The 25,183-nt window shown below is 54.9% G+C and carries 23 protein-coding genes; 19 read left to right on the forward strand and 4 right to left on the reverse strand.

Annotation, left to right across the window (positions count from 1 at the left end; translation table 11 throughout):
• Positions 1-10: 10 nt before the first annotated feature.
• Positions 11-223, reverse strand: a complete 213-nt coding sequence (sspI, locus tag AC06G8_RS06370; protein WP_021879181.1) for a small acid-soluble spore protein SspI — start codon at positions 221-223, stop codon at positions 11-13.
• A 151-nt stretch (positions 224-374) separates the two neighbouring features.
• Between sspI and AC06G8_RS06375 the strand changes: the two genes are divergently transcribed.
• The 7 genes from AC06G8_RS06375 (at position 375) to AC06G8_RS06405 (ending at position 6,658) form a co-directional block, all read left to right on the forward strand.
• Positions 375-1,058, forward strand: coding sequence for a potassium channel family protein (locus AC06G8_RS06375; RefSeq protein WP_447665356.1), 684 nt, complete (start codon positions 375-377; stop codon positions 1,056-1,058).
• Positions 1,055-1,858, forward strand: a complete 804-nt coding sequence (locus AC06G8_RS06380; protein WP_480284753.1) for a TrmH family RNA methyltransferase — start codon at positions 1,055-1,057, stop codon at positions 1,856-1,858. Before AC06G8_RS06375 ends, AC06G8_RS06380 begins: the two co-directional genes overlap by 4 nt.
• 272 nt (positions 1,859-2,130) lie before the next feature.
• Positions 2,131-2,337 carry a helix-turn-helix domain-containing protein gene (locus tag AC06G8_RS06385; protein WP_480284754.1) on the forward strand — a complete coding sequence of 69 codons (207 nt, stop codon included), beginning with the start codon at positions 2,131-2,133 and terminating at the stop codon, positions 2,335-2,337.
• A gap of 370 nt (positions 2,338-2,707) precedes the next feature.
• The gene (locus AC06G8_RS06390) at positions 2,708-3,034 is read left to right on the forward strand and encodes a hypothetical protein (RefSeq protein WP_480284755.1); all 327 of its coding nucleotides are present in this window, start codon (positions 2,708-2,710) and stop codon (positions 3,032-3,034) included.
• Positions 3,035-3,348: 314 nt separating this feature from the next.
• Positions 3,349-4,164: a sugar phosphate isomerase/epimerase family protein gene (locus AC06G8_RS06395; RefSeq protein ID WP_480284756.1), complete on the forward strand. Its 816-nt coding sequence runs from the start codon at positions 3,349-3,351 to the stop codon at positions 4,162-4,164.
• A 37-nt stretch (positions 4,165-4,201) separates the two neighbouring features.
• Positions 4,202-5,422, forward strand: coding sequence for a substrate-binding domain-containing protein (locus AC06G8_RS06400; protein WP_480284757.1), 1,221 nt, complete (start codon positions 4,202-4,204; stop codon positions 5,420-5,422).
• A gap of 69 nt (positions 5,423-5,491) precedes the next feature.
• The gene (locus AC06G8_RS06405) at positions 5,492-6,658 is read left to right on the forward strand and encodes a levoglucosan dehydrogenase (RefSeq protein ID WP_480284758.1); all 1,167 of its coding nucleotides are present in this window, start codon (positions 5,492-5,494) and stop codon (positions 6,656-6,658) included.
• Positions 6,659-6,751: 93 nt separating this feature from the next.
• Here the strand turns inward: AC06G8_RS06405 and AC06G8_RS06410 are convergent, their stop codons facing one another.
• Entirely contained in the window at positions 6,752-8,560 is a 1,809-nt protein-coding gene (locus AC06G8_RS06410; protein WP_480284759.1) for a cache domain-containing sensor histidine kinase, read from the reverse strand.
• A 65-nt stretch (positions 8,561-8,625) separates the two neighbouring features.
• On the opposite strand from AC06G8_RS06410, the gene AC06G8_RS06415 reads away from it, so the two are divergent.
• The 11 genes from AC06G8_RS06415 to AC06G8_RS06465 all read left to right on the forward strand — a co-directional run bounded on the left by AC06G8_RS06415 (position 8,626) and on the right by AC06G8_RS06465 (position 20,923).
• On the forward strand, positions 8,626-10,059 hold the full coding sequence (locus tag AC06G8_RS06415; protein WP_480284760.1) for a response regulator: 1,434 nt from the start codon (positions 8,626-8,628) through the stop codon (positions 10,057-10,059).
• Positions 10,060-10,087: 28 nt separating this feature from the next.
• On the forward strand, positions 10,088-11,503 hold the full coding sequence (locus AC06G8_RS06420) for an ABC transporter substrate-binding protein (RefSeq protein ID WP_480284761.1): 1,416 nt from the start codon (positions 10,088-10,090) through the stop codon (positions 11,501-11,503).
• A gap of 187 nt (positions 11,504-11,690) precedes the next feature.
• The gene (locus AC06G8_RS06425) at positions 11,691-12,863 is read left to right on the forward strand and encodes a substrate-binding domain-containing protein (RefSeq protein ID WP_480284762.1); all 1,173 of its coding nucleotides are present in this window, start codon (positions 11,691-11,693) and stop codon (positions 12,861-12,863) included.
• A gap of 70 nt (positions 12,864-12,933) precedes the next feature.
• Positions 12,934-14,433, forward strand: a complete 1,500-nt coding sequence (locus AC06G8_RS06430) for a sugar ABC transporter ATP-binding protein (RefSeq protein ID WP_480284763.1) — start codon at positions 12,934-12,936, stop codon at positions 14,431-14,433.
• Complete coding sequence (locus AC06G8_RS06435; protein ID WP_480284764.1) at positions 14,414-15,397, forward strand: ABC transporter permease; 984 nt, start codon at positions 14,414-14,416, stop codon at positions 15,395-15,397. Before AC06G8_RS06430 ends, AC06G8_RS06435 begins: the two co-directional genes overlap by 20 nt.
• The gene (locus AC06G8_RS06440) at positions 15,394-16,563 is read left to right on the forward strand and encodes a Gfo/Idh/MocA family protein (RefSeq protein ID WP_480284765.1); all 1,170 of its coding nucleotides are present in this window, start codon (positions 15,394-15,396) and stop codon (positions 16,561-16,563) included. Before AC06G8_RS06435 ends, AC06G8_RS06440 begins: the two co-directional genes overlap by 4 nt.
• A gap of 20 nt (positions 16,564-16,583) precedes the next feature.
• The gene (locus AC06G8_RS06445; protein ID WP_480284766.1) at positions 16,584-17,618 is read left to right on the forward strand and encodes a zinc-dependent alcohol dehydrogenase family protein; all 1,035 of its coding nucleotides are present in this window, start codon (positions 16,584-16,586) and stop codon (positions 17,616-17,618) included.
• Positions 17,619-17,667: 49 nt separating this feature from the next.
• Positions 17,668-18,519, forward strand: coding sequence for a sugar phosphate isomerase/epimerase family protein (locus AC06G8_RS06450; protein WP_480284767.1), 852 nt, complete (start codon positions 17,668-17,670; stop codon positions 18,517-18,519).
• Positions 18,520-19,159: 640 nt separating this feature from the next.
• Complete coding sequence (locus AC06G8_RS06455) at positions 19,160-19,465, forward strand: hypothetical protein (RefSeq protein WP_480284768.1); 306 nt, start codon at positions 19,160-19,162, stop codon at positions 19,463-19,465.
• Positions 19,466-20,014: 549 nt separating this feature from the next.
• Entirely contained in the window at positions 20,015-20,191 is a 177-nt protein-coding gene (locus AC06G8_RS06460; RefSeq protein WP_480284769.1) for a helix-turn-helix domain-containing protein, read from the forward strand.
• Between the two features lie 252 nt (positions 20,192-20,443).
• Positions 20,444-20,923 (forward strand): stalk domain-containing protein, encoded by a 480-nt coding sequence (locus AC06G8_RS06465; protein ID WP_480284770.1) that lies wholly within the window; start codon positions 20,444-20,446, stop codon positions 20,921-20,923.
• Positions 20,924-21,077: 154 nt separating this feature from the next.
• Here AC06G8_RS06465 and AC06G8_RS06470 read toward each other — a convergent pair whose 3' ends face one another.
• Together AC06G8_RS06470 and AC06G8_RS06475 are read right to left on the reverse strand one after the other, a co-directional pair.
• Positions 21,078-22,262 (reverse strand): GIY-YIG nuclease family protein, encoded by a 1,185-nt coding sequence (locus AC06G8_RS06470; protein WP_480284771.1) that lies wholly within the window; start codon positions 22,260-22,262, stop codon positions 21,078-21,080.
• A 124-nt stretch (positions 22,263-22,386) separates the two neighbouring features.
• Entirely contained in the window at positions 22,387-22,563 is a 177-nt protein-coding gene (locus tag AC06G8_RS06475; protein ID WP_480284772.1) for a hypothetical protein, read from the reverse strand.
• Positions 22,564-23,369: 806 nt separating this feature from the next.
• Between AC06G8_RS06475 and AC06G8_RS06480 the strand changes: the two genes are divergently transcribed.
• A complete protein-coding gene (locus tag AC06G8_RS06480) occupies positions 23,370-25,133 on the forward strand; it encodes a glycoside hydrolase family 13 protein (protein ID WP_480284773.1) in 1,764 nt (587 codons plus the stop codon).
• The last annotated feature ends 50 nt before the right edge of the window (positions 25,134-25,183 follow it).

The raw sequence follows: 25,183 nt of genomic DNA on the forward strand, positions 1-25,183 counted from the left end.
GGCTGTTCAATTACGATGAATGGAGATGCCCGTACAGCTTGCCGATCAATTGCTGCTGTTCCTGGCCGCCGCTGTCTTTCCAGATCATCTCGAACAAGACGCCGAGACCGGGAAGAGCTTTCTCGTCGCCGTCGATGGATTCACGGATGATATCGCCAAGTTCATTCTCCGACTTGTCCTTGACGATCTGGGCGATGGCTTGGCGAAGGTCGAACTCATTCATGGACGCATTTCCCCCTTGAGTCATTTCCTCCATAGCATGCCCCCAGTCGAATCGTTCATGTAAAGAATGCGGTCCGGATGCGGGAAAGAAAAGAGCTGGATATGGTATACTGAACGGTATGCAGCCCTTAAGAAAGGCGGAGAACTATTTCATGCGCAAAAAGCAATATACCGTAATCGGCATGGGCCGTTTCGGCTCCAGCGTAGCTCAGTCCCTGTCCGAGATGGGATTCGAAGTGCTTGCAATCGACAGCGACGAGCAGCGGATTCAGGAGATCTCTCCCCTCGTCACCCATGCGGTAATGGCGGACACGACGGATGAAGAGGCTCTGCGCGCTCTCGGCATCCGCAACTTCGACGTCGTCGTCGTCGCCATCGGAGAGGACATTCAGGCCAGCATCCTGACGACGCTGATCCTGAAGGATTTGGGAGTCCCTTATTTGATTGTCAAAGCCCAAAACGAGCTGCACGGCAAAGTGCTCAGCAAAATCGGAGCGGACCGCGTCGTGTTCCCGGAGCGGGACATGGGCCTGCGCGTGGCCCATCACCTGATCTCCCCAAATGTGCTGGACTTCATCGAGCTGTCCCCGGATTACGGCATCATCGAAATCCAGGCTCCACCCGCCATGGTAGGGCGCACGCTCAAGCAGCTGGATATACGTGCCAGGCATCGCTGCAACATCATGGCCATCAAAACGCATGGAAAGATGGATATATCCCCGATGCCGGATCATGTCATCGAAGCGGATGAAGTGCTTGTCGTCGTCGGGGCGAACCGCGATCTGACCGGCCTCGAGGTCGCCTATTCCATCGAGGAGGAATTGAACCGGAAGTGATCAGCGAACCGTTGACCTCAACCTCTAATCCCCGCGTAAAAGCTTGGACGGCCTTGCTGGATGCCAAGGGCCGCAAGCGCAGCGGCCAATTCCTGGCTGAAGGCGTCCATATGGTCAAGGAAGCGCTTATATGCGGAGCCGCCGTCGGCACGATCGTATACGATGCCGGGCGGGGCATGCCTGCCGAGCTGGAGCCTTTGCTTCGCGATTCGGCGGCGGAGCTTGTCCCTGCTTCGGCAGCGGTCTTGGCCAAATGCACCGGAACGGATTCGCCGCCGCCGGTGTTCGCCGTCGTGGACAAGCCTTCCTACGACGAAGCGGCACTGCACAAGCCGGATGCGCTTGTCGTCGTGCTCGATGCCGTCCGTGATCCCGGCAATGCCGGCACGATCATCCGCAGCGCGGATGCGGCCGGAGCCGATGCCGTCATTCTCGGCCGCGGCTGCGTCGATCTCTACAATCCAAAGACCGTCCGCTCGACGATGGGCAGCCTGTTCCATCTCCCGGTGCTGGAGATGGATCTCGCCGAGGCGCTGCCGAAGGCCCGGGAGCGGGGCATGCTGCTGGCAGGAACGAGCCTGCAGGCGGCGAGAAGCTGTTATGAATGCGACTTTACCGGGCCGGTATGGCTGTTATTCGGGAATGAAGCCGAAGGCCTGTCCGAGCAGACGTTGGAGCAGCTCGATCTCGGCATCATCATCCCGATGAAAGGCCGGTCGGAATCGCTCAACGTCGCGATGGCGGCGACCGTGGTGCTGTATGAGGCGCTGCGCCAGCGTGAGCATGCATTCGGCAAATAGCCATCGTGTGAGTTGTAATTCACCTTGTCACTAGTTGGAACGTTGTTTGGCACTGAATTGGAACGTCTGTTTGTCACAGGTAACTTGGAAAATCCCCTGATTTACCAAGGAGTTTACTCCGTTCGATATAGCCAATATCTCTATAATGCATCAAGGTTTGCGAACATGCTTTCGGGTTTCAAGTTGAGTGGTTTTTTGGAACAAGATCTGGCACAACCTGTATGACATTGGCTAAGTTGAGCTTACTTCTTAGAAGAGCGAGTGAAGCTAAAATGAACTCGATTGGCCGGAAGGTTAAGTATATACGCGAGCAACATAAACTCAACCAAATCTCATTCGCAAATGCTATTGGGATCTCTCAAGGCAGATTGAGCGAAATCGAACAAGGCAAGACTAAACCATCAGCGGTAACTTTGAGTGAATTAAGAAAAAGGTTTCACGTCGATTTAAACTGGCTGTTTGATGAGACGGACAAGTAAGTTTAAAACTGTTGCCTATTTGAGGCGGGGAGTCTTCCTTGGTATTACTCGCGTATGGCATGCATGTTGTGGTGACCTTCTCCATTCACCACGTAATCAATATTAATTCACGAATATCTTCGAACCGGTACCATCACAAGCGTGATCTGCCGGTTTTTTCATGCTGTTCGGTGAAAATAAAGAACAATCGTATAGTTGTATGCTGGCCTTAGGCGTTAAGCGAACGGAAGTTAACAGGGCGTTAGACTTTATTCAAGGCATGTTGGGGCATGAGAAAGCATCGACAACGGTTCTAAACTAAAGGGCAGAATAATGTAACATTCGGATATAAGAATTCGTATCAATTGAAATGAGCAAATGGAGGGTTTTAATGAGGAGGAGTATCAGTTTTCTAGTTACCATTATGGTTATTATACTGGCAGGTTGCAAATATGATGGTCCGTTCACATCAACCACTTCGTATTTAATGGTTATTGACAAAAAATATTCAGATGATTATAAGGAAGCGTGGATTATGGCTTTTGATCCAACCAATTCGGATAAAGACAAGGCATTCAAGGTTATTGTTGATGAACCAATGGTTTGGAATTTAATCGAAACTAATAATGAGTATTTTGCAGTTTACAGTAAAAAAAGAGATAAATCTTGGGTATTAGAACATATTTCACTGCCTGGCGATAATAAATCATTACAATAAGATTTTTTCCCTCATGCTCTGTGGTGCAGCAAAGAGATGAATGGATGGCTAACGGGTACGATAGATCAATAAGCATTAGGATGTTGACAGCAATTGTAGCCTCCGGGAGCACCGCAACCGCGAGGCTGTTACGTTGCTTCCGTGATAAGAGGGGACGCAAAACAATCAACGCTAAAAATATCAGCCCTTCCGGCTAATTTATTCCGCTTATTCCGGTTCGCAATGCCTTTTATACTTGGCTTAGCAGCCAACCGTGCCTGTTACGTTGCAGGAAGATGAAGGCGCTATCATCAAAAGGGGAAGGAGGATGAAACATGAAAATCGGCTATCAGACGAATACATGGGGGGGCGTTGTCGGTCATCCGGCCGGAGTCACGTCGGTCAAAGATCTGTTCTATCTGGCCAATGGTTCCACGGAGCAGGCGATCCGCGACATTGCGGCTGCCGGCTACCAGGGGATTGAGCTGTTCGACGGCAACCTGGTCCAGTACGAGAACCGGATGGACGAATTCCGCCGGCTGCTGAGCGGCAGCGGCTTGGACCTGATCGGCGTATATACCGGCGCCAACTTCATCTATGAGGACATCCTGTCGGACGAAATGGCCAAAATCGAGAAAACGGCCGAGCTTGCCGCCGCAGCGGGCGCGGAGCATCTGGTGCTCGGCGGAGGAGCCGTCCGCGCTGCCGGTATACGGGACGAGGACTTTGCCGCGCTTGCCAAAGGGCTCGACATCGCTGCCGGGATTGCAAGGCGACACGGCCTGCAGGCCAGCTATCATCCGCATCTGGGTACCATGGTGGAGCGCCCCGATCAGTTGGACCGGCTGATGCCGCTGACCGACATTCCGCTTTGTCCGGATACGGCGCATATCGAGGCGGGAGGCGGCGACCCGCTGGAGGTCATCCGGAAATACGGCAGCCGGATCACATACATTCACTTCAAGGATTACCGCTCGGGCGCATTCGTCCCACTCGGTGAAGGCGGACAGTCGTTCGGTGACATGCTGAGGCTTCTGCGGGAGCAGGGCTACGACGGTTGGGTTACGATCGAACTGGACAGCCACGACGATCCGGCGAAGGCGGCAGGCAGAAGCAGAGCATATCTGAGAGATACGCTGCATTTGCGATAGAAGGTTAGTATAAACCAAATTTGGGGGGCCATAAGTTATGAAAAGATCGACCCTGCTTTCCATTATGCTCGTCTGCCTGTTATTGCTCGCAGCCTGCGGCAACGGAGGCTCGAAAGCGAATACGAATAACGCCGGTGGCGCGCCGGACAACACGGCATCCGGTGCCGCAGCCAACACAACGTCGAATACGGGGACGGCGGATGCGGGCGGCGCTGCCGACGGCCCGATCACCATTAACCAGGACCTGCCGGACAAGGATATCCTGAGCAAGGGTCCCGACGGCGAAAGCGCCGTCTCCGCCAAGACGCTGTCGCTCTCGCCGGAGGATCTGGCTAAGGTCAAGGAAGGCAACTACACGGCGGCGATCTCCATGCACTATGCCGGAAACGACTGGTCGGCCGCTCAGCTTAAGGGGCTTAAGGATACCTTCGCCAAGATGAACATCGAGATCGTCGCCACAACTGACGCGAACTTCAAGGCCGAGACGCAGGTGGCCAATATCGAGACGATTCTGGCCAAGAAGCCGGATATTCTCGTCAGCATTCCGGTCGACGCCGTATCCACGGCAAGTGCGTACAAGAAAGCGGCCGCTCAGGGCGTCAAGCTCGTCTTCATGGACAATAAAGCCGCCGGTCTTACAGCCGGCAAGGATTATGTGAGTGTCGTTTCCGCCGACAACTACGGCAACGGCGTTGAAGCCGCACACATCCTCGCAAAAGCGATCGGTGAAGAAGGCGACATCGGCGTAATCTACCACGACGCAGACTTCTTCGTCACGAAGCAGCGCACCGAAGCGTTCGAGAAAACGATCAAGGAATCGTATCCCAATATTCATATCGTAGAGCGCGGCGGCATTGCAGGCCCGAATGACGGTGAGAAAGTAGCTGCGGCAATGCTGACCAAGCACCCCAAGCTGAAGGGCATGTTCGTCGTATGGGATGTCCCGGCTGAAGGCGCCATAGCCGCCGCCCGTTCGGCAGGCCGCACTGATCTCGCCATTTCCACGATCGATCTCGGCACGAACGTCGCCTTGGAAATCGCCAAGGGCGGCATGATTAAGGGTCTCGGCGCCCAACTGCCGTACGACCAAGGCGTAGCGGAGGCCATCCTGGCCGCAAATGCGCTGCTCGGCAAGGAGACACCTTCTTATGTAGCGGTTCCGGCGCTGCCCGTCAATCATGAGAACATCTTGGATTCGTGGAAGACCGTGTACCATGCGGATGCGCCCAAAACGATTCAGGACGCGGCCAAGAAATAAGGCGTATAAGCAGATGCGGAAGTTCCGTGCCCAACAAGCAGGTGCGGACAGAAAAGGAGAGATTGCCACATGCGTACGTTAAATGTTGGAATGATCGGCGGGGGGTTTATGGGCAAGGCCCACTCGCTCGCCTATGCGGGGATGCCGATGTTCTTCTGGCCGGCGCCGGCCATTCCGTTCCGTAAGACTGTCGTGGATATCCGAGACGACTTGGCGAAGGAAGCGGCAGCCCGTTACGGCTTCGAATCCTACGCCTCCGACTGGAGAAAGGTTGTCGAGGATCCTTCCATCGACATTATCGACATCGTGACGCCGAACAATACGCATGCCGAAATCGCGATCGCGGCGGCCAAGGCAGGAAAGCACATTATTTCCGAGAAGCCGCTTGCCCGGACGACCGAGGAAGCCAAGCAGATGCTGGATGCCGTCACCGCAGCCGGCGTCAAGCATATGGTCGCTTTCAACTACCGCCGGACGCCCGCCGTCGTGCTGGCGAAGAAATACATCGAGGAAGGCGCGATCGGGCGCGTGCTGAACTTCCGCGGGACCTACTTGCAGGACTGGTCGGCCGATCCGAATTCGCCGCTGTCCTGGCGGTTCCGGAAGGATATCGCGGGATCGGGTACGCTGGGCGACATCGGTACCCACGTCATCGATTTTGCCCGCTATCTGGTGGGCGAAATTACGGAGGTCATAGGCACGGCGCAGACCTGGATCAAGGAGCGTCCGGTATCGTCCGGGCCGGTCGACAAGCTCGGGACCGTGAAGGCTTCGGGCGAGGTCAAGAAGGAAGCCGTCGACGTCGATGACGAGATCAGCACGCTGCTCCGGTTCGAGAATGGTGCGGTCGGCAGCATTGAAGCGACGCGTAACGCGTGGGGACGCAACAACTTTCTGACGTTCGAAATCCATGGCGAAAAAGGCTCCATCGCGTTCAACTACGAGCGCCGCGACGAACTGCAGGTCTGCTTTGCCGACGATCCGGACGACCGCCGCGGATTCCGGACGATCTACACGGGTCCGGCGCATCCATACGGCCCGGAGCTATGGCCTATTCCCGCCCTCGGCATCGGCTATGGCGAGACGAAAATCATCGAAGCGCATGACTTCATCTCTGCCATTGTCAACGATACCGACGTATCGCCGAACTTCCACGACGGCTACCGCATCCATGTAATTTCCGACGCCATCATGGCTTCCGCAAAGAGCGGCACATGGGTCAAAACGGTCGAGTAACCTTCCCGGAACACCCGAGAACATGAAACAGAGACAGTCCCGAGCGGATCGCCGTTCGGGACTGCCTCTTTGTCGTTTCATCTCGCAGGGGGCTTAAAGGGCCGGTCGTCCGGCTGGAACCCGGAACCGGAAACGCGTTCCCTCGCCGGGCTTGCTCTCGACGACGACATCTGCCTCGCTGCCGTAGACGAGAAACAGCCGGCGGAAGGTGTTTCGGACGCCGGTATGCGACCGGAAATAAGGGTCCTTCGACTCGCCTTGTTCCGCAATCAGCTGACGGATACGACGAAGCACGTCCGGCGGCATGCCGGTGCCCGTATCTTGAACGTCGACCTCCAGAAGATTCTCCTGCAGGGACACCTTCACGGTGAGCTTGAATTCGTCCGCCGTCATGTTGGGGCTCCAGCCGTATTTGATCGCGTTCTCGAAATACGGTTGAATGCTGAGCTTCATGACCTGCACGTCCATGGCCGCTGGATCGATGTCAAACATGGCGCTTACGTCCCGGCCGTTCCGGTAATAATGGATGGTCAGGAAATTTCGGATGTAATCCAGCTCCTCGCGGAGCGGCGCCCAGCCGTCATCGTTCCGGACCGTAAAGCGCATCATGCGCGAGACCGACTGCACCATGTCGCCTACCGCATCGCCGTTGTTCCGGGAAGCGTAGGAATCGATCGTTTCGAGCGTATTGAACAGGAAATGTGGATTGATCTGGGCCTGCAGCTGCAGCAGCTCGCGCTCCTTTTCCCGCAGGTTGGCCTGGTACACTTCGCGCTCCATCCGCTGCAGCTTCTCCAGCGTCTGGTTGAAGCTGCGGATCAGGTAGCCGATCTCGTCGTACCGTTCGCCCTGTGGAATCGGCACGTACTTGCCCTGCCCCAGATTCAGCATGCCGGCCTTCAGCTTGTACAGCGGACGCAGAATAACGCTCATGACCGGAAACGCAACGATGAGTGCCGTTAGCAGGCTGAGGACCGCAATCAGCAGCGACAGTTGAACCGTCTGCCGCACCGCTTTATTGATCGTATTCAGGGGCGCGGTCCAGACGACCAGCCATTCGCTGTCGGGTAGCGCGGCGTAGCTGGCTTGGTATTCGGTAGGGCCGGAGCGGAAAAGGAACGGCTGCTTCGACCCGGCGTGACCGACCAGTGTGGTTTTGAAATCGCGCATGACGCCGGAATCGACCGGCGTCTCCGACACGGTGGCACCGGTTTGGGTGTGCATCAAGATCACCTGACCCGGTCGGCCGGTCTGCTCGCCCCGGAGCATACTCTTGATCCGGTTCTCCTGGATTTCCACGACGAAAACGGCCCGCGTTACGCCGGTATCCGTGTCCAGGATGGGCCGGACATAGGAGAACGTCGTATCTTTGCTGTGTAGCACGTACGGCATGGTGTGCGGCTCGCTCAGCGCATTCCGGTTGATCCGGAACGCCTTCCGGTACCATGGGTCTTCGCCGAAGGCAAAGGCCGGATCGAGCTGCCGCTGATAGGAGTCGAAGTACACTTTCCCCAAGCGGTCCAAGTAGAGAACGCCGATCACTTCGGGGTGGAATTGCAGCGAGCTCCGGACGAGCGGCCGGAACCGCATGAGATCCTCCGCCTGCTCCTTCAGCCAGCTGTCCGGCGTACCCATGTAATGGACGAAGGCCGGCGTGCTGAACAGGGGGTCGAAGGATTGATTCAGGCTCTGGAGGTAGGCGTTCAACTCCGTCGATACGAAATCCACGTATTGCGATGAGATGGAGCCGGAATACGCCGTTCCCGAGCGGAACATGAACGTATTGGAGTTGTAACCGACCAGGGTTATTGGGATGATGGATATCAGGATCAGCAAGACGAACAGCTTGAATTTCAAGCTAAGCCGGTTTACGATACGCATGACAAAGGCGGGCAGGGCCACGTGAGGCTACCTCCTGGCGTGTGACGTACTCCAGCTCAGGTTGGCCGGAAGGAGCGAGTTCGATTATGAAAATCTGTGTGGTCGACGACGAACGGGAGGTCCGGATGAGCATTCTTCAGAAGTTGAATGCGCTGTTTCCGGACGACGAAATATTTGACGCCGAATTCGGTCATCAGGCGCTGGAGCGAATTGAGATGGTACGCCCGGATCTGACCTTCCTGGATATCCGCATGCCGGAGATCGGGGGGATTGACATCCTCAAACGGCTGAAAGCCAGTTACCCGGCCATGCATGTGGTCATTATATCAGGGTACGATGATTTTGAATACGCGAGGCAGGCGCTGCAATCCGGGGCATCGGACTATCTGCTGAAGCCCGCGGACCGCGTACAGCTCAGGGAAATCGTCGACAGGGTCCGAGACTCCCTGCAGATGCTGCTGCTCCAGGACATGCGGCAGCGGATCGACGCCGTAAGCATTCCCATGCTCGCCGGTTTCCGGATCGTGCCGCAGGAAGCGGGAATCTGGTTCGACGAAAGGCTGTGGAAGGCAGTCTCCTTCGAGCCCCGGGATATGGAATCGGCGAGTCCGCGTAACGGCGAAACCGGCCTGGTCTTTACCTTCGCCTTGGAGGACGGAACGGAAGGGGCCGTCGTCGGCATGACGGTAGAGCCGGCGTCCGGAGGCTTCCGGGAAAAGGCGGCTTTCCTACCGTCTTTTCTGGCCGAATACCGGAAGCATCGGGCCCGCATGTTTTTTCATTCGCGTCCGGCAGCGGACAACGGCGGCCGCTCGGGCAAGGAATGGGCGCGCCGGGCTGCCGCCTGCCGGGAGCGGATCGTCCTGCATGCGCGCGGCGGCGATTACGGAGAGCTGGAGCGTGCCTTCGACGAATGGATGGACAGCCTTGGCCATCTGGATTATAACGCCCTGGAGCACCAGTGTGCCTATTTGATGGCGCTTCTGGACGAAGGGTTGACGAAGAAGGACATGCTTATCGTCGACGAGGATACGCTGCGCTACTGGCAGCAATGGGTGTCGAACCATGCCTCCTGGGAAGAACTTCAGCAGCGGTTGCGGCGAATCGTTCTTGGCGGCGTAAAGGCCATCCAGGACGTGGAGCGCCAGGAGCGCTCGGAGCGGGAGCAGCCCCCCGGCAGCTGGTTTCAGCAGGCCTTGGCGCTTATCGGGAACTCCACCGACATGAACGTCAGCCTGGAGGCGGTCGCGGAAGCGGTGAACGTGCATCCCGTCACGCTGAGCCGGATGTTCAAGCAGCAAATGGGCGAAAATTTTGTCCGCTACCTGACGCGAAAACGGCTGTCGTATGCCAGGGAACGCCTGCTGCGTACGCATAAAAAAATCAATGAAATCGCCGAAGAGACCGGTTATGCGGATCATGCCTATTTCAGAAGCCTGTTCAAACGGGAATTCGGCTATTCGCCCTCCGAATTTCGCAGGCAGCATGGAATCGACGGGGTGCCGGAGGATCATGATTAGGATGCCGTGCGGAAGAGAGACAGCCGGAGTGAAACGATTGAGAGTCGGATGGATTACGCTGCTGGTTGCTTCGCTGCTGCTCGCAGGGTGCAGCCAGTCAGGTGGCGGCGGGCCCGAGGAGCAACCCCCGGCGCCGCGTCCACTGCGGGTGTTGTACGCAACGGTTGAAGCCGGCTCGGAGGCCGTGATTGCGGCGACCGAGCGCTATCAGGCCATCACTGGCCAACCCGTTGAAGTCGACACGTTTCCTTACAACAGTCTGCAGGAAAAGGTGTTTTCGGAGCTCGCGCGAAAAAGCGACCAGTATGACCTAATGGCCGTGGATACGCCTTGGATGCCGCGGATTCTTCCTCATCTGGAGCCGCTTTCCGCCTACATCCGGAGCGCGAACCCGCCAATCCGCGTCGACGATTTTATCACCAAGGTGTTTCTGGATACGTCTGTTTTCGATTCAATTCAGTCGCGCCATCAACCGCCCGCTATGGACGTCGTCGATGTGGACCGCATCCAGAACGCCGGCTTCGATATTTGGAGCCTGCCCATCCAATCCAATGTGCTGACCGTCAGCTATCGGAAGGATTTGTTCCTCGACCCGGCCAACCGTTCCGCATTCCGGGAGCGGTACGGCCGCGAGCTCGAGGTGCCGCAGACGCTGGACGAGTACCTCGATCTGGCCCGTTTTTTTACGCGCGACACAAACGGGGACGGAACGATCGACTTGTACGGCACGACGCTGATGGCGGGCATGAGCGAAGCCAATTTCGTCGATTTCAAATCGTTCCTGAACGTGTATGGCGGGGAGCTGTTCGACCAGAATCTGCGGCCGGTCTTCAACTCGCCGGCTGGTGTCCGGGCGCTGGAGACGTATGGCGATTGGATCCTCAAGGACAAGGTGACGCCTCCCGGCGTAACGGGGTACACCTGGGACGAGGTCGAGATTGCCTTCGGCTACGGGCAGACGGCGATGGGGATGAATTATCACGACATGAAGCTGAACCCTAAGGTGCAGGGTCAGGTGGGCTCGTTCATGTTTCCCGGCTTGGAACGGAACGGTACGATCATACGGGGACCCCATTTCGGCTCGTGGGGGCTGGCTGTCAACAAGTACTCCCGGCAGAAGCAGGCGGCCTTCGACCTGGCTGCCTACCTGACGGGGGTTGAGGCCCAGCAGGGCTACCTGAAATACCGCCACCATGTGACGCGTATGTCGGCCTACGAGGCGGCACGGCACCTTGCGGACGCGTCACAGCGGGAATATTACGACGTCCTGGGAGCGTCGCTGCGCGTCGGCGTGGGCCGGCCGCGCATCAAGAACTACAATCAGCTGTCCGAAGCTGTGCAAACCGCAATCCAGAGCTACCTGTCCGGCAGGCAGTCGGCTAAGGCAGCGCTGGACCAGGCGGTGGATACTGTCTCGCAATTCATGATCATGGAAGGCTACTGAATGGAGTGCCGGGTTCGCGAATCGTTCGCGGACCCGGTTTTTTTGTCAGGATCCTCCGGCTAAAAATTTCCCCCCGCGCGGTTAAAATCGTCGGCTACAGCCGCTTCCTCGGTCCAGATATACTCAGGATACGAATCGTTCGCAAGCGTCCGGTTCGACAAAAAAACAAAAAAGCGGGGGAAGCAGCATGAAGAGAAAGTCGTGGACAACCGCAGTCGCGGTTCTGCTCGTCAGCGGGCTGGCGCTTGCCGGCTGCGGCTCGGCAAAAACAAATACGGCGGCGACGGAGGTCACCTCCAAAAACTACAGTGCGGATGCATCCGGACCGCTTACGATCAATCCGAACATTCCGGACCTGCCGGTGCAGGACATCGGTCCGAACGGTGAGAAGGCGGTGTCCGCCAAGGAGCTGAAGCTCACCGAGGATGAGCTCAAGAAGATCAAGGACGGCCATTACACGGCCGCCATCGTCATGCATTACTCCGGCACCGACTATATGAACGCGGCCGTCGGCGCCATGAAGAACACCTTTGAGCGGATGGGCATCAAGGTGGTTGCGGTAACGGACGCCCAGTTCAAAGCGGAGAAACAGGTGAACGACATCGAGACGGTGCTGGCGAAGAAGCCGGACGTCATGATTTCGGTTCCGGTCGATGCGGTGTCGACGGCCGGCGCCTACAAGAAAGCTGTTCAGCAGGGCGTCAAGCTGGTGTTCATGGACGGCGCGGCTCAGGGCATGAAGCCCGGCAAGGATTACATCAGCATCGTATCGGGCGACAATTACGGCAACGGCGCGCTCGCGGCGGACATCATGGCCGAGAAGCTCGGCGGCAAGGGAAAGGTCGGGGTAGTCTTCCATGACGTTAACTTCTTCGTCACGAAGAACCGCTCGGACGCCTTCGAGAAACGAATGAAGGAGAAATATCCGAACATCGAAATCGTGGCCCGCGGCGGCATCACGGATCCGAACAAGGGCGAAGAGGTCGCTTCTGCGATGTTGACGCGACATCCCGACATTCAGGGAATCTTTGCCCCATGGGACGTGCCGGCCGAAGGAGTTATGGCGGCCGCCCGGACGGCCGGCCGGGACGATCTGATCGTGACGACGGTCGACCTCGGCACGAACGTAGCGATTTCGATCGCGTCCAATGGCATCGTCCGCGGTCTCGGCGCCCAGCTGCCTTACGATCAGGGCGTGGCGCAGGCGATTCTGGCGGGCTACGCGCTGCTGGGCAAACAGGCGCCCGCGTACGTCGCGTCCCCGGCGATCAAGGTGACGAAAGAGAATGTGCTCGACAACTGGAAGCTGATTTACGGTCAGGACGCACCGGACAGTGTGAAGAACGCGCTGAAGCAATAAGGAGCAGAATCAGGCGGGAAGGCCGCACCCGGGCGGCCTTCCCGCCATCCCACAAAGAAGGTGAGTGCGAATGGATCAACCCGTGCTGGAGATGACGAACATTTCCAAGGCGTTTAACGGCATTACGGTTCTCGACGATGTCAGCTTCTCGGTGAATAAAGGCGAGGTTCATGCGCTGATGGGCGGCAACGGGGCAGGCAAATCGACGCTCATGAAAATTCTCACCGGCGTGTATTCCGCCGACAAGGGCGAAATCCGGATCGAGGGCAAGCCCGTTACGATTCACAGTTATGAAGATGCGAGGGCGAACAACATCTCGATGATCTTCCAGGAGTTCAGTCTGATCCCGACGCTCACGGTTGCACAGAACATCTTTCTGACGCGCGAGACGAAGACGGCGATGGGGCTGCTGGACGACAGGGACAACAAAATCCGGACGGCGAAGCTCCTGAACGACCTGGGCGTCGACATCAAGCCGGACGATGTCGTGCAGAACTTCGGCGTTGGCTATTGGCAGATGACTGAAATTGCGAAAGCGCTGTCGCAGGAAGCGAAAGTGCTGATCATGGACGAGCCGACCTCGTCGCTGACGAAGACGGAGACGGAAGTGCTGTTCTCGTTCATCGAAAAGCTGAAGGCCAAAGGCTATGCCATCATTTATATTTCGCACCGGATGGACGAAATTTTCAAAATCTGCGACCGGATCACGATCCTCCGGGACGGCCGTAAAATCACGACGGAAGTGATCAAGGAGACAAACCTTGAGTCCGTTATCCAGCATATCGTCGGCCAGTCCTTCAATAAGGCGTTCGAATGGGTGGAGCGCCACTACGCGAAGGAAGCGGCGCCGGTGCTGGAGCTGCTCGGCGTCTCCTCGGGTGAACGCGTCCGGGACGTGAGCCTGAGCATCCGACCCGGCGAAATCGTCGGCATTGCTGGCCTAATGGGAAGCGGGCGGACGGAGCTGCTTCGCACCATTTTCGGCATCGATCCGATGGACGGCGGCGAAATCCGCATCAACGGCAAACGGCGTACCATTCGCAGCGCGACCGATGCCATTGACGCGGGCATCGCGCTTATCCCGGAGGACCGGCGCGTGCAGGGTCTGGTGCTGCAACACAGCGTGCGGGACAACATGATCCTGCCCATCATCCGGAAGATGAAGAAAGGCCCCTGGCTTGACGACCGTAAAGCGAACGACGTCAGCAAGCGAATGGTCGAACGGCTGAAGATCAAGACGGACAACATTTTCAAAACGAGTAACCTGCTGTCGGGCGGCAACCAGCAAAAGATCGTTCTCGCCAAATGGCTGGCGAACGATCCGGATGTTCTCCTGCTCGACGAGCCGACAATCGGCGTCGACATCGGCGCCAAAACCGAAATCATCGAAATCGTCCGCGAAATGGCGGAGAGCGGCAAAGCGGTGCTGGTCGTTTCCTCCGAATTGCCTGAGTTGCTGGCGCTCAGCGACCGGGTACTGATCATGCACGAAGGCCGGCTTATCAAGGAATTGGAGCGGCAGGACATTCACACAGAGGAGGAGCTTCAGTATGCAATCCAAGGGTATTAATCCGGCGAAGCCGGCCCAGTTCGCGGGACTCAAGGGCTTCGAATGGCGCAACTATATCGTCTATATCGCATTCATCGGCGTGCTCATTTACTTCTCCGTCACCCTGTATTCGGACGGCTTTATGACGACGGGCAACCTGCTCAACATCGTGCGGCAGACGGCGACCATCTCGCTGATGGGTCTGGCGATGACGTTCGTGATCAGCACGGGCGAGATCGACCTCTCCGTCGGCTCCATCGCTGCCTTGTCTTCGCTGACGGGCGCCCTGGCGGTTTCGCACGGCTTTGGCGTCATCGGCGGTCTCATCGCCGGACTCGGAACCGGCGTTCTTGTCGGGCTGGTCAACGGCATGCTGGTGACGAAGGCGGCCATCCCGTCATTCCTCGTGACACTGGGTACGATGGGGGCGGTTAAGGGTCTTGCCATGTGGGTCACGGACACGGCGCCGGTACCGATCGTCAACGATACGTTCAACTTTATCTTCGGCTCGGGCGATATTGGTCCGATTCCGGTTCTGCTGATCTGGACGCTGGTGTTCACGGTCATCGCGCACGTGCTGCTCCGCAAAACGTCGTTCGGTCGGCAGACGCTGGCCACGGGCGGCAATGAGACCGCAGCCCGCTTTTCCGGCGTCAAGACGATGCGGATCAAGCTGCTCGTCTTCCTTGGTACCGGTTTGATGGCCGGTCTGGCAGGACTGCTCTATGCGGGCCGGATGAACGCCGGTCGGTTTTCCTTCGGCGAAGGCGACGAGCTCTCGGTCATCGCCGCGGTCATTCTCGGCGGCACGAGCCTGTTCGGCGGCGTCGGCACGATCATCGGAACGGTCGTCGGCGCAATCATGATCGGCACGATCAACAACGGCTTGATCATCATGGGCCTCGACGTTTCCCAGCAGATGATGATCAAGGGCCTTATCATCATCCTTGCCGTGATGTTCGGCAAAAAGGCGATCAAGAAATGACGGCTCACAAAATTCGGGCGGGCGTCATCGGAACCGGCTTTATCGGCCCGGCGCATATCGAGGCCATGCGCCGGCTCGAATTCGTCGAAGTCATTGCCCTGGCCCAGGACGGCGAAGAGATGGCGCGGGAAAAAGCGGCACAGCTTGGCGTGCCGCTTGCCTATGGCGATTATCGGGAGCTGCTGGCCAATCCAGACATCGACGTTGTGCACAACTGCACGCCGAACCACCTTCATTTCGAGATCAACAAAGCCATTATCGCTGCGGGCAAGCATGTGCTGTCCGAGAAGCCGCTGGCCATGACAAGCCGCGAGTCGGCGGAACTACTTCGCCTGGCGCGCGAACGCGGCGTCGTGCACGGCGTCAATTTCAACTACCGGCAATACCCAATGATGAAGCAGCTGGCCGAGATGGTAAAGCAAGGGGAGCTTGGCCCGATCCATCTTGTGCACGGCAGCTACTTGCAGGACTGGCTGCTGTTCGATACCGACTATAATTGGCGGCTCGACCAAGCGACCGGCGGAAGGTCGCGGGCAGTCGCGGACATCGGCTCGCACTGGTGCGATACGGTACAGTATGTGACAGGCAAGCGGATCACGGCCGTCTTCGCGGATTTGTGGACGGTCCACCCGGTCCGGAAAAAGCCGATCGCGAGCGGTGCAACGTTCGACCTGCAGACGGACGGCGGCGAGACCGCCTACGAAGAGGTGCCTGTCAGCACCGAGGATTGCGCGTCGGTGCTCGTCCGGTTCGAGGATGGGAGCAAGGGCTCCTTTACTGTTTCCCAAGCCAGCGCAGGCCGTAAGAATGCGCTGAGCTTCGAGTTGAACGGCAACCGAAAATCCGCTTATTGGAAACAGGAGGAGCCCGCCAGTCTGTGGATCGGACACCGGGACAAATCGAACGAAGTTCTGATGGCGGATCCCTCGCTGTTCCTGGAGGAAGCTCGGACATCCATCCACCACCCCGGCGGGCATACGGAAGGCTGGCCGGATTCGCTGAAGAACATGATGCTTCAATATTATACATTCATCCGCGACCGTAAGGACCCGCGCAAGGACCGGCCGAACTTCGCTACTTTCGAGGACGGACACCTGTCCATGTGCATTACCGACGCCATCCTTCAGAGCCACGAAGAGGAACGCTGGATACGCGTAACAACCTAATAACCAAGGAGGGACTCATCATGATGAAGGCGGTTGTTTTTCCGGGAGACAAGAAGGTCGAAATAAGGGAAGTTCCGATTCCTTCGCCGGGCGGCGGCGAAGTGCTGATCAAGATGAAGGCGTCCGCGATCTGCCGCAGCGATATGAGCCTGTACTACGGCAGCGATGCGGTGGTTGGAGGAGAAGCGACCAAATCCGGCTGCATCCACCCCGGTCATGAACCGGCGGGTGAAATCGTGCAGGTGGGCGAAGGCGTAACCCGCTTCAAGGAAGGCGACCGCGTGGCAGTGTACCTCGCCGTCGGCTGCGGCGAATGCGCGCACTGCAAGAGCGGCTACCGGATGTTTTGCCCGGAATGGAAATGCATCGGCTTTGACCAACACGGCGGCGACGCGGACTACATGGTCGTGCCTGCTGAGAACTGCATGCGCATCCCCGACCGCATGAGCTACCTGGTGGCAGCGGTATCTACCGATGCGGTCGGCACGCTGTACCACGCGCAGAAGCGGCTGGCCATCAGTGGCCGCGACACGCTGGTCATCTTCGGCATGGGCCCGATGGGGGGCGCCGGCGTCATGGTCGCAAAGGGGCTCGGCGCGACCGTCATCGCCGTCGACATGCTGGACGAGCGGCTGGAGGTCGCCAAGGAACTGGGTGCCGATTATGTCATTAACGGCAAGGAAGACGTGCTGGCCCGAGTGATGGAGATTACGGGTGGCCGCGGCGCCGATGCCGCGATCGACTGCTCCGGCAGCCCGCACGCGGAAAATACGGCACTGAACGCCCTGAGGCCGCACGGCCGCGCCGCGTTCATCGGCGAATGCCGCGAACTGACGATCCATCCCAGCAATCAGTTGATCCGCAAGCAGGTCACCGTTATGGGCTCCTGGTATTTTCCCATCTTCGAATATGACGAAATCACGCGGTTCATTATGGAGAAGGGCCTTCCGGTGGAGAAGCTCGTTTCCCACACGTTCCCGATCGGGGAAGCGGAGACCGCGTTCCGGATGTTCGACGAGCGCAAGACGGAGAAAGCGGTCTTTCTCTGGGACTGACGCGGGCGATACAAGAAGCAAGACTATTCTTCCGAGAGGACGTGTACCGATGAAAGGACTTTCGTTCAATACCTGGGTGTACAGCAGCTTCCCCGTATGGGTTCCGTCGTATCCACTCGAGGAGACGATCCGGCGCATTGCGGGCTTCGGCTATGATGCGATTGAGATCGGCTGCGCCAGCCCCCACGCCTGGCCCCCGCATCTGACCGCCGAACGCCGCCGGGACATCCTCGCCCTGCTGCGCAGGGAGAAGCTCGCCGTCTCGTCGATGCTTCCGGCGCCGGGAGGCGGACCGGGCAACAACCCGAGCTCGCCGGTAGCGGAAGAGCGCGCTTGGGTCGTGGAGCATTACAAGGACATTCTGCGGCTGGCCCACGATTGGGAGTGCCCGACCGTCATCTATGTGGCCGGCTGGGTCGTATTCGGTACGTCGCAGACGGAAGCCTGGAATTATAGTCTCGAGACGCTCGACAAGATTGTGCCGTATGCGAAGGAGCTGGGCATCACGCTCGTGATCGAGCCGACGCCGACGGACAGCAACCTGATCGAATCGGCCGACGACGCGATCCTGCTCGCCGAGCAGTCCGGCCACGACAACGTGAAGCTGATGTTCGATACGATTCACGCCCTGTACCGCAACGAGGTGCCGAGCGATTATGTGTACCGGATGGGCGACAAGCTGCACCATGTCCACATCTCGGACAGCGACCGTCTGCCGCCCGGACACGGCCGCGGCGATTTTGAAGCGGTGCTGCAAGCACTGAAGGACATCAATTACGGCGGTTACCTCGCCGCCGAGATCGGCTTCCACAGCCGCCAGTCCGAGCCGGATTGGTATGCCAAGGAGAATATTCGGTCGCTGAAGGCCATCATGGAGAAAATCGACTGGAAAATCGGATAAGGACAAGCGGTCTGGTCTGTAAACGGCCGCCGGACCGCAGAGTACGACCAAGCCAAGCCCTTTACGGGCTTGGCTATTGTTCTGTCAACACGGCAAATCAAGTTGATGCAATGTCAAAGTTTCTTGCCTTTGATAATCGGCTTGCTTTTTTTACAGCGGGTTCGGTATCAATATGGGGGCTAGCAATGACGGTCATTCAACGAGTTATTCAGCATGTTAACATGGTCAATTTATGCGACGAGGATGGCCCATTAATTTCTTCTTTAAGAAATATGACGGAGCAAACCCCATATTCTGAACAGGTTTATTTGGAGGTTTTGGCATCAATGTAGATACAGAAACAAATCAGAACGTAGTATTTCAAATTAAAGGCCTAGCAGGGCGAGGACTCCAGATTTCCGTTGTGCCTGATGGAGTCAAAGTTATCGGCAACGGTGAAAATATTCCTAATATTGAAGGTATACTTCAAGAGAAGCTAGATGCTTATGTTCAGTCAAATGATTTTATTTTGCGGCCGACAGCTGAAAAACTTCGAAATGAGATAAAGGAAGTATTAGTTAAATGTGGGTCATCATCATTTTAAAAACTTGGTATTTCACCGATCTTTAATATTTCTGGATTGATCGGATCTGCCTTTCAAATGTTTGGAGAAGAAATAGAAGGAGGGCGTTTTGTAAGCGGCGGTTCATCTCAAGAATATCATTTTTCTTTCGAACGAGTACAAGGTGCGTTAGTTCTACGTGATTTAATTTCTAATGAACAGCATCTTGTACATGATAAAACCACATTTTCAATTAATGGGTCCTACAACTTAGAATTTGATCAAGAAGGATTAACCAAGGGATTTGGTCCCTCCAGTTACTTGTCCGGCAATAATATATATTTGATCAGTCAGTGGGTTGAAGATTCAGAATTAGATACCATCATTAATCTAATCGAGGGTTAAAGAGTCTTTTCTCGGACGCCAACACCCAGTTGATTCACTACAATATAGTATTGTTTTTACAATAAAGTTTTGCATTCAAAAATCGTCTAGTAATTCCTGATGTCAAGAAAGTTAAAGGCTATGGAGATTCAAAGCATTTGTATTTAATGGGATAGCAGTCTCGCGGAGTCTTATATTAATCGATGCGCCACCGGCGCGTTCGGATTGTAGAGTGATGCTCTAGGGAGTAGTCTGCAAAAGCAATGCACCAACTATAATGTAATTATAAGACACCTACATTAATGTAATCGGGGCCGAAAGTGGTTTTCTTGGGCACCAACAATAATGTAATTTTAATAATAAGCCAAAATCCTAAAAATCCTTGTTATTACTGGATTCTTTAGACACCAACATTAATGTCACTGTACAAACGTGTCTGATGATAAAAAGTGTGGAACCAGTAAAAAACTATGGAACTAGTAAAAAAACTGTGGAACCACTAATTAAACATCATGGGCCGTCCTACAAGCTGAGGACGGCCTAATTTTCGTTATATATGGAGTTCCAAAGATGAATGCAATTGGTGAGAAAATTAAAGCCATTCGAAAAGAGCATAAATTAAATCAGATTGATTTTGCCGAGACCATAGAGATTTCCCAAGGAAGATTAAGCGAGATCGGGCAGGGGAAAACAAAACCAGCGGCAGAAACTCTTTATGAGTTAGAAAAAAATTTAATATTGATTTGAACTGGTTATTCGATGAGGCCAATAATATGGACGGTATATTAGTCGGTCGGAGCCATATAGTTACAGGTGAAGCTTAATATCAAGGGTCATCCTACGAAGTAAGGAGGACCCTATTAAATTTTATTGTGCAGTGAAAATAATGTTGTAGACTGGCAACATGTATTAAGCTAACGGGCAGGATAATGCAACATTTTCCAAACATTATCGTCCTAATATAGGTAATCAAAAAATGATAAAAAAGGAGTTTGGTTAATGAAAATACGAGGTATTCTCACAGTTGTTTTGTTTTCAATAGTCTTGATCGCACTCGACGTCCCCGTAAACGCGGCACCTTTTCCCGATTCTGTAAAAGTAGGATACCCAGATGGAAATGAAGTAACATTAAGCAATGAAGATTACACGATAATAAATGGAAGTATCTTGGTGAATCCCACTTGTGTAGCGGGCGTACTCCCTTTTTTGGTGCCAGGCAAAGGGATCTCGTGGGACAATACTAATAAAACTTTGATGTTTGCTTTTACCGATTCTGACGATTACATAAGAGAAAGATTTTCGATAAAGATCGGGGAAAAAGAATTTAAAGATAATGGTGAGATCTTTGAGCTTCGCCAAGAAGCGGTTTTGGAAAACGGGCGTGTTTATTTGCCGTTCAGAGGAATTGCAGAGGCTTACGGGAATGAAGTCCAATATACAAAGAGTAATGGAGTAATCAACATTCTTATTCAAAAATAGATTCAATTTGGGGAGAATGTTGAACTAACGGGGAACGTTAGCTCAATAAAACAGCGATAGCATAGGGCTATATATTTTCGTCCATGGCTGCCGATATTTCTATGTTTTTCATAAACGTAAACCAACAAAGCCAGGCATAGCGAGCGGAATTTTCTTACGCAGGTACCGTTTCTTGTGCATTTTCCAGTTCTTCCTCCCGCAGGCTCTGGCTCTGGCGGTACTCGGCCGCGGCCATGGTGGTGGTAAACTCGGCCGCAGGATCGATCTCCTGCATGATTGTCTGCAGCTCGCTCACGGTGGCGTAGAAAAACTCCTTGCGCAGGTTGATTTTGTTGACCCGTTGCCGCTTCAAGACGGTATGCAGCCTTTGCTCAAGGCCGACGGCATCGTTGCTGAAGATAAGCCCGTGTACGTCAAACTTAAATGGAACCGAAGCATCGCCAAGCTCGTCAATGCGTTCCATCGGGTCAAGGCGACGCGTCATACCTACTTTAAACATCTCTTCGCCAAAGGAGCCTAGGTTAGAGATTACATAGACATAACCTGCCTTGCCGTTTGCACGTTTGATAATCTCTTCTTTGACGTCTTCGAGCTTCTCGACCTGTTCAGACAGCTCCGCAAGACGCGCTTCAAGCGCTGCTATTTTTGCAGCGTCGGTTTCCACGCTTAAGAGTTCCCTGTTTTTTGTGATTTCCTGTAGGTACTTCTCTTCCTCTTTCTCAATCTTTTTGCGCTCTTCTTCGAGGAGCCGCTTCTCTTCGGCTTCCTGCTTCATGATCTCGCGGATTCGGCGCTGTTCTTCCTTCTCCTGTTCTTTTTGTATATAGTACCTATACTCAATGCGGATCGCGGCCTCAAAGAGTGGGCCAAGCTCGGAGAGGAAACGGGTCACCGTCGGTAGGATGCTTGCGTTGCCCGCCGCGCAGATTGTGAGGTACTTCTCCATCAGGGCCTTGGAATTCACAAGCGCCTTGTCGAGGCTGTTATAGCTTAGGGTGTAAAGGATGTTTTGCAACTCGGCCTGCAGGCCGATCACCATGAGTTCGTAAATGGCCATGTTTGCCTTGGTTGTATACCGCATGCGGTAGGCATCGAGCAAATTGCGAATGTCCTTGTTGTTCGCGTTCATTTCTGTGCGCAGTGTCTTGGAGTCCTTATGATGCAGCTCCAGGTGGACGATAGGCTCCAGCACGCCTTCCTTGTCCATCGCCTCTTCCAGATGCTTAACGTGCTGTTCGATGACCGTGATGTTAATCGCAGAAGGGAACTGCTCCATGAGGTTCTTGACCCCAAGAACCTCGACCTTGCATTTGCGCGCTGCTTTTTCCTGCTTAGCCACTTCTTTCGCAGCCTTCTGGTTGGCCGTCTCGAGTTCTGCCGCTTCACTGAGAAGAGACTCTTTTTTGCGGAGGAGATCTACAACCTCGCGGGAGGCACGCTCCTTGATGGTGTCCGCTTCCTGATTAGCACGCCTGGATCAGTTGAATGCCCTTTTCTTCCGCTGCCGCCCGCGCAGGTGCAACAGCTTCTTCGACCATTTGCTCCAGTCGCCTGATTTTGGCCTCCATGTCGCCAAGTTGCTGCTTTTTGTCCTCCAGCGACTTGTCGAGTCGAAATAGTTCCAGTAGTTTCTTGATCATCCATTTTCCTCCTGAAAAGGTTTGTTTGTCTCTCATTGTACTAAAAGTTAGCTTAATCAACAGAAAATTCCTGTAATATTATGAAAAAATAAAATCATTTTCACCAGGGGCATTTTTCGGCGTGCTCCACTTGTCCACGATTAACAAAAAAAAGAAAGTAGAAATGGAGAGGTGAATATTCAAGTTCCCGCGCTGCAGCAGCCTGTACAGTTAGATAATGTCGATTAATGGTGTTGCAAGTGGACCAATTGAGATTTGCGAGTGTTCCATGGCAAATTACAGAACGCCACGTAGATAGCATCCGCGATAGGCAAGGGAGACCATTTACCTTAAAATGTGGTCTCCCTTCTATATTTTTTACATTGAAATGTAGTATCCTTCTTCGGATAATTTGTTTGTGTTTTAGACCAAGGACTAAAGGAGCGAGGTGAATCGAATGTTAAACGCGGATAAGAATTTTGGAGTTGTAAATGTTGCCTTTATGGATGAGTGTGGTCATTTATATAGCAGAATTATTGCTCATAATACACTTAATACGTGGAGAAAATGTGAATTTCGATTCAGACGGATTCTCATCTAAGCCTGTGGCTGGTCAGGCCGCGTGACCGCAAGCCGTCCCAAGCGGTCCGCCTGCTGGCGGGAAGGCTTCGCAGGCTGCTGAAGGAGCGCATGCAGGAATAGACGCCCCGACTAGCGTCCATAATGAAAATGAGGCTTTTTCCACTCTTTTAAATTATGCTATAATTGCTTTTATGCAAACGTTTGTACAAAGAAAATCCCGGTCTATAATAGAGGAGACAAGCACCATGCAAACCGCATCCATTAAATGGTGGAAAGAAGCTGTGGCCTATCAGATCTACCCGCGTTCCTTCATGGACAGCAACGGGGACGGAATCGGAGATCTTCAGGGCATCATCTCCAAGCTCGACTACCTCAAGGGGCTGGGCATCGGCATTATTTGGATCTGCCCCGTCTTCAAATCGCCGAATGACGACAACGGCTACGATATTTCCGACTATCAGGACATCATGGCGGAGTTCGGCACGATGAAGGATTTCGATCTCCTGCTGGAAGAAGTGCATGCCAGAGGGATGAAGCTTATTCTCGACCTGGTCATCAACCACACCTCCGACGAGCATCCATGGTTCATCGAGTCGCGCTCCGGCAAGGACAACGAGAAGCGGGATTACTACATTTGGCGCGATCCTGCGGCGGACGGCAGCGAGCCGAACAACTGGGAGAGCATATTCAGCGGCCCGGCCTGGGAATTCGATGAGAAGAGCGGACAGTATTTCATGCATATCTTCTCCCGCCGCCAGCCGGATCTGAACTGGGAAAATCCCGAGGTCCGCAAAGAGCTGTACGGGATGGTCAACTGGTGGCTGGACAAAGGCATCGACGGCTTCCGTGTTGACGCCATCTCGCATATCAAAAAGATTCCGGGACTTACGGATATGCCGAATCCCGACAATCTGAAGTACGTCCCTTCCTTCGACGGGCACATGAACCGCGAGGGAATCCATGAGTTCCTGGAAGAGCTGAAGCAAGAGACGTTCTCGAAATACGATATCGTAACCGTCGGCGAAGCCAACGGCGTCAAGGTCCAGGATGCCGAGGTATGGGTCGGCGAGGACAAAGGCGCGTTCAATATGATTTTCCAATTCGAGCATCTGGGCCTATGGAACAAGAGCGTCGCCGGCGGCATCGATCTGGCGCAGCTGAAGTCTACGCTTACCCGCTGGCAAAAAGGGCTTGAAGGAATGGGATGGAACGCACTGTTCCTGGAAAACCATGACCAGCCGCGCTCCGTGTCCACCTGGGGCGACGACAGCGTCTATTGGAAGGAATCATCCAAGTCGCTGGCTACGATGTATTTCCTGATGCAGGGAACGCCGTTCATCTATCAGGGCCAGGAGATCGGCATGACGAATGTCCAGTTCCCTTCCATCGATGATTACAATGACGTAGCCATCAAGAACCTGTACCGGTTCGAAACGGAAAACGGCATGAGCCATGACGAGATCATGCGGATCATCTGGAAAACCGGACGCGACAACTCCCGCACGCCGATGCAGTGGAGCCGGGAAGAGAACGGCGGCTTCACGTCCGGAACGCCTTGGCTCAAGGTCAATCCGAATTATTCGGAAATCAACGTCCAGCAGGCGATGGAAGATCCGGATTCCATCTACCATCATTACAAGCGCCTGATTCGGCTGCGCACGGAAAATCTCGCCGCCGTATACGGGACTTACGATCTGATTCTGGCCGACCATCCGCAGATATACGCCTATACGAGAACGTATGGAGACGAGAAGCTGCTCGTTCTCTGCAATCTGTTCCCTGTCGATGCGTCCGCGCAGCTTCCTGAGGAATATGCCTTCCGTCCTTCCGAGCTGCTGCTGGCCAACTACCTGACGGATGCCGAAGAAAATATCGCCGGAATCGCGCTGAAGCCTTACGAGTCCAGAGTATACAAGCTGGTCGGCGTGCAGGGGAGCGCGGGCCATACAGATGGAATGAAGCCTCCTGCGGCAGCGGATGGCCATTCGTCCATCATTGAAACCGTCTAGTCCCTAAGCAGTCGTCATGAGCGAAAGACCTTCAACGTCACTGATTGAAT

Source organism: Paenibacillus sp. SJS-P3, assembly GCF_056711585.1.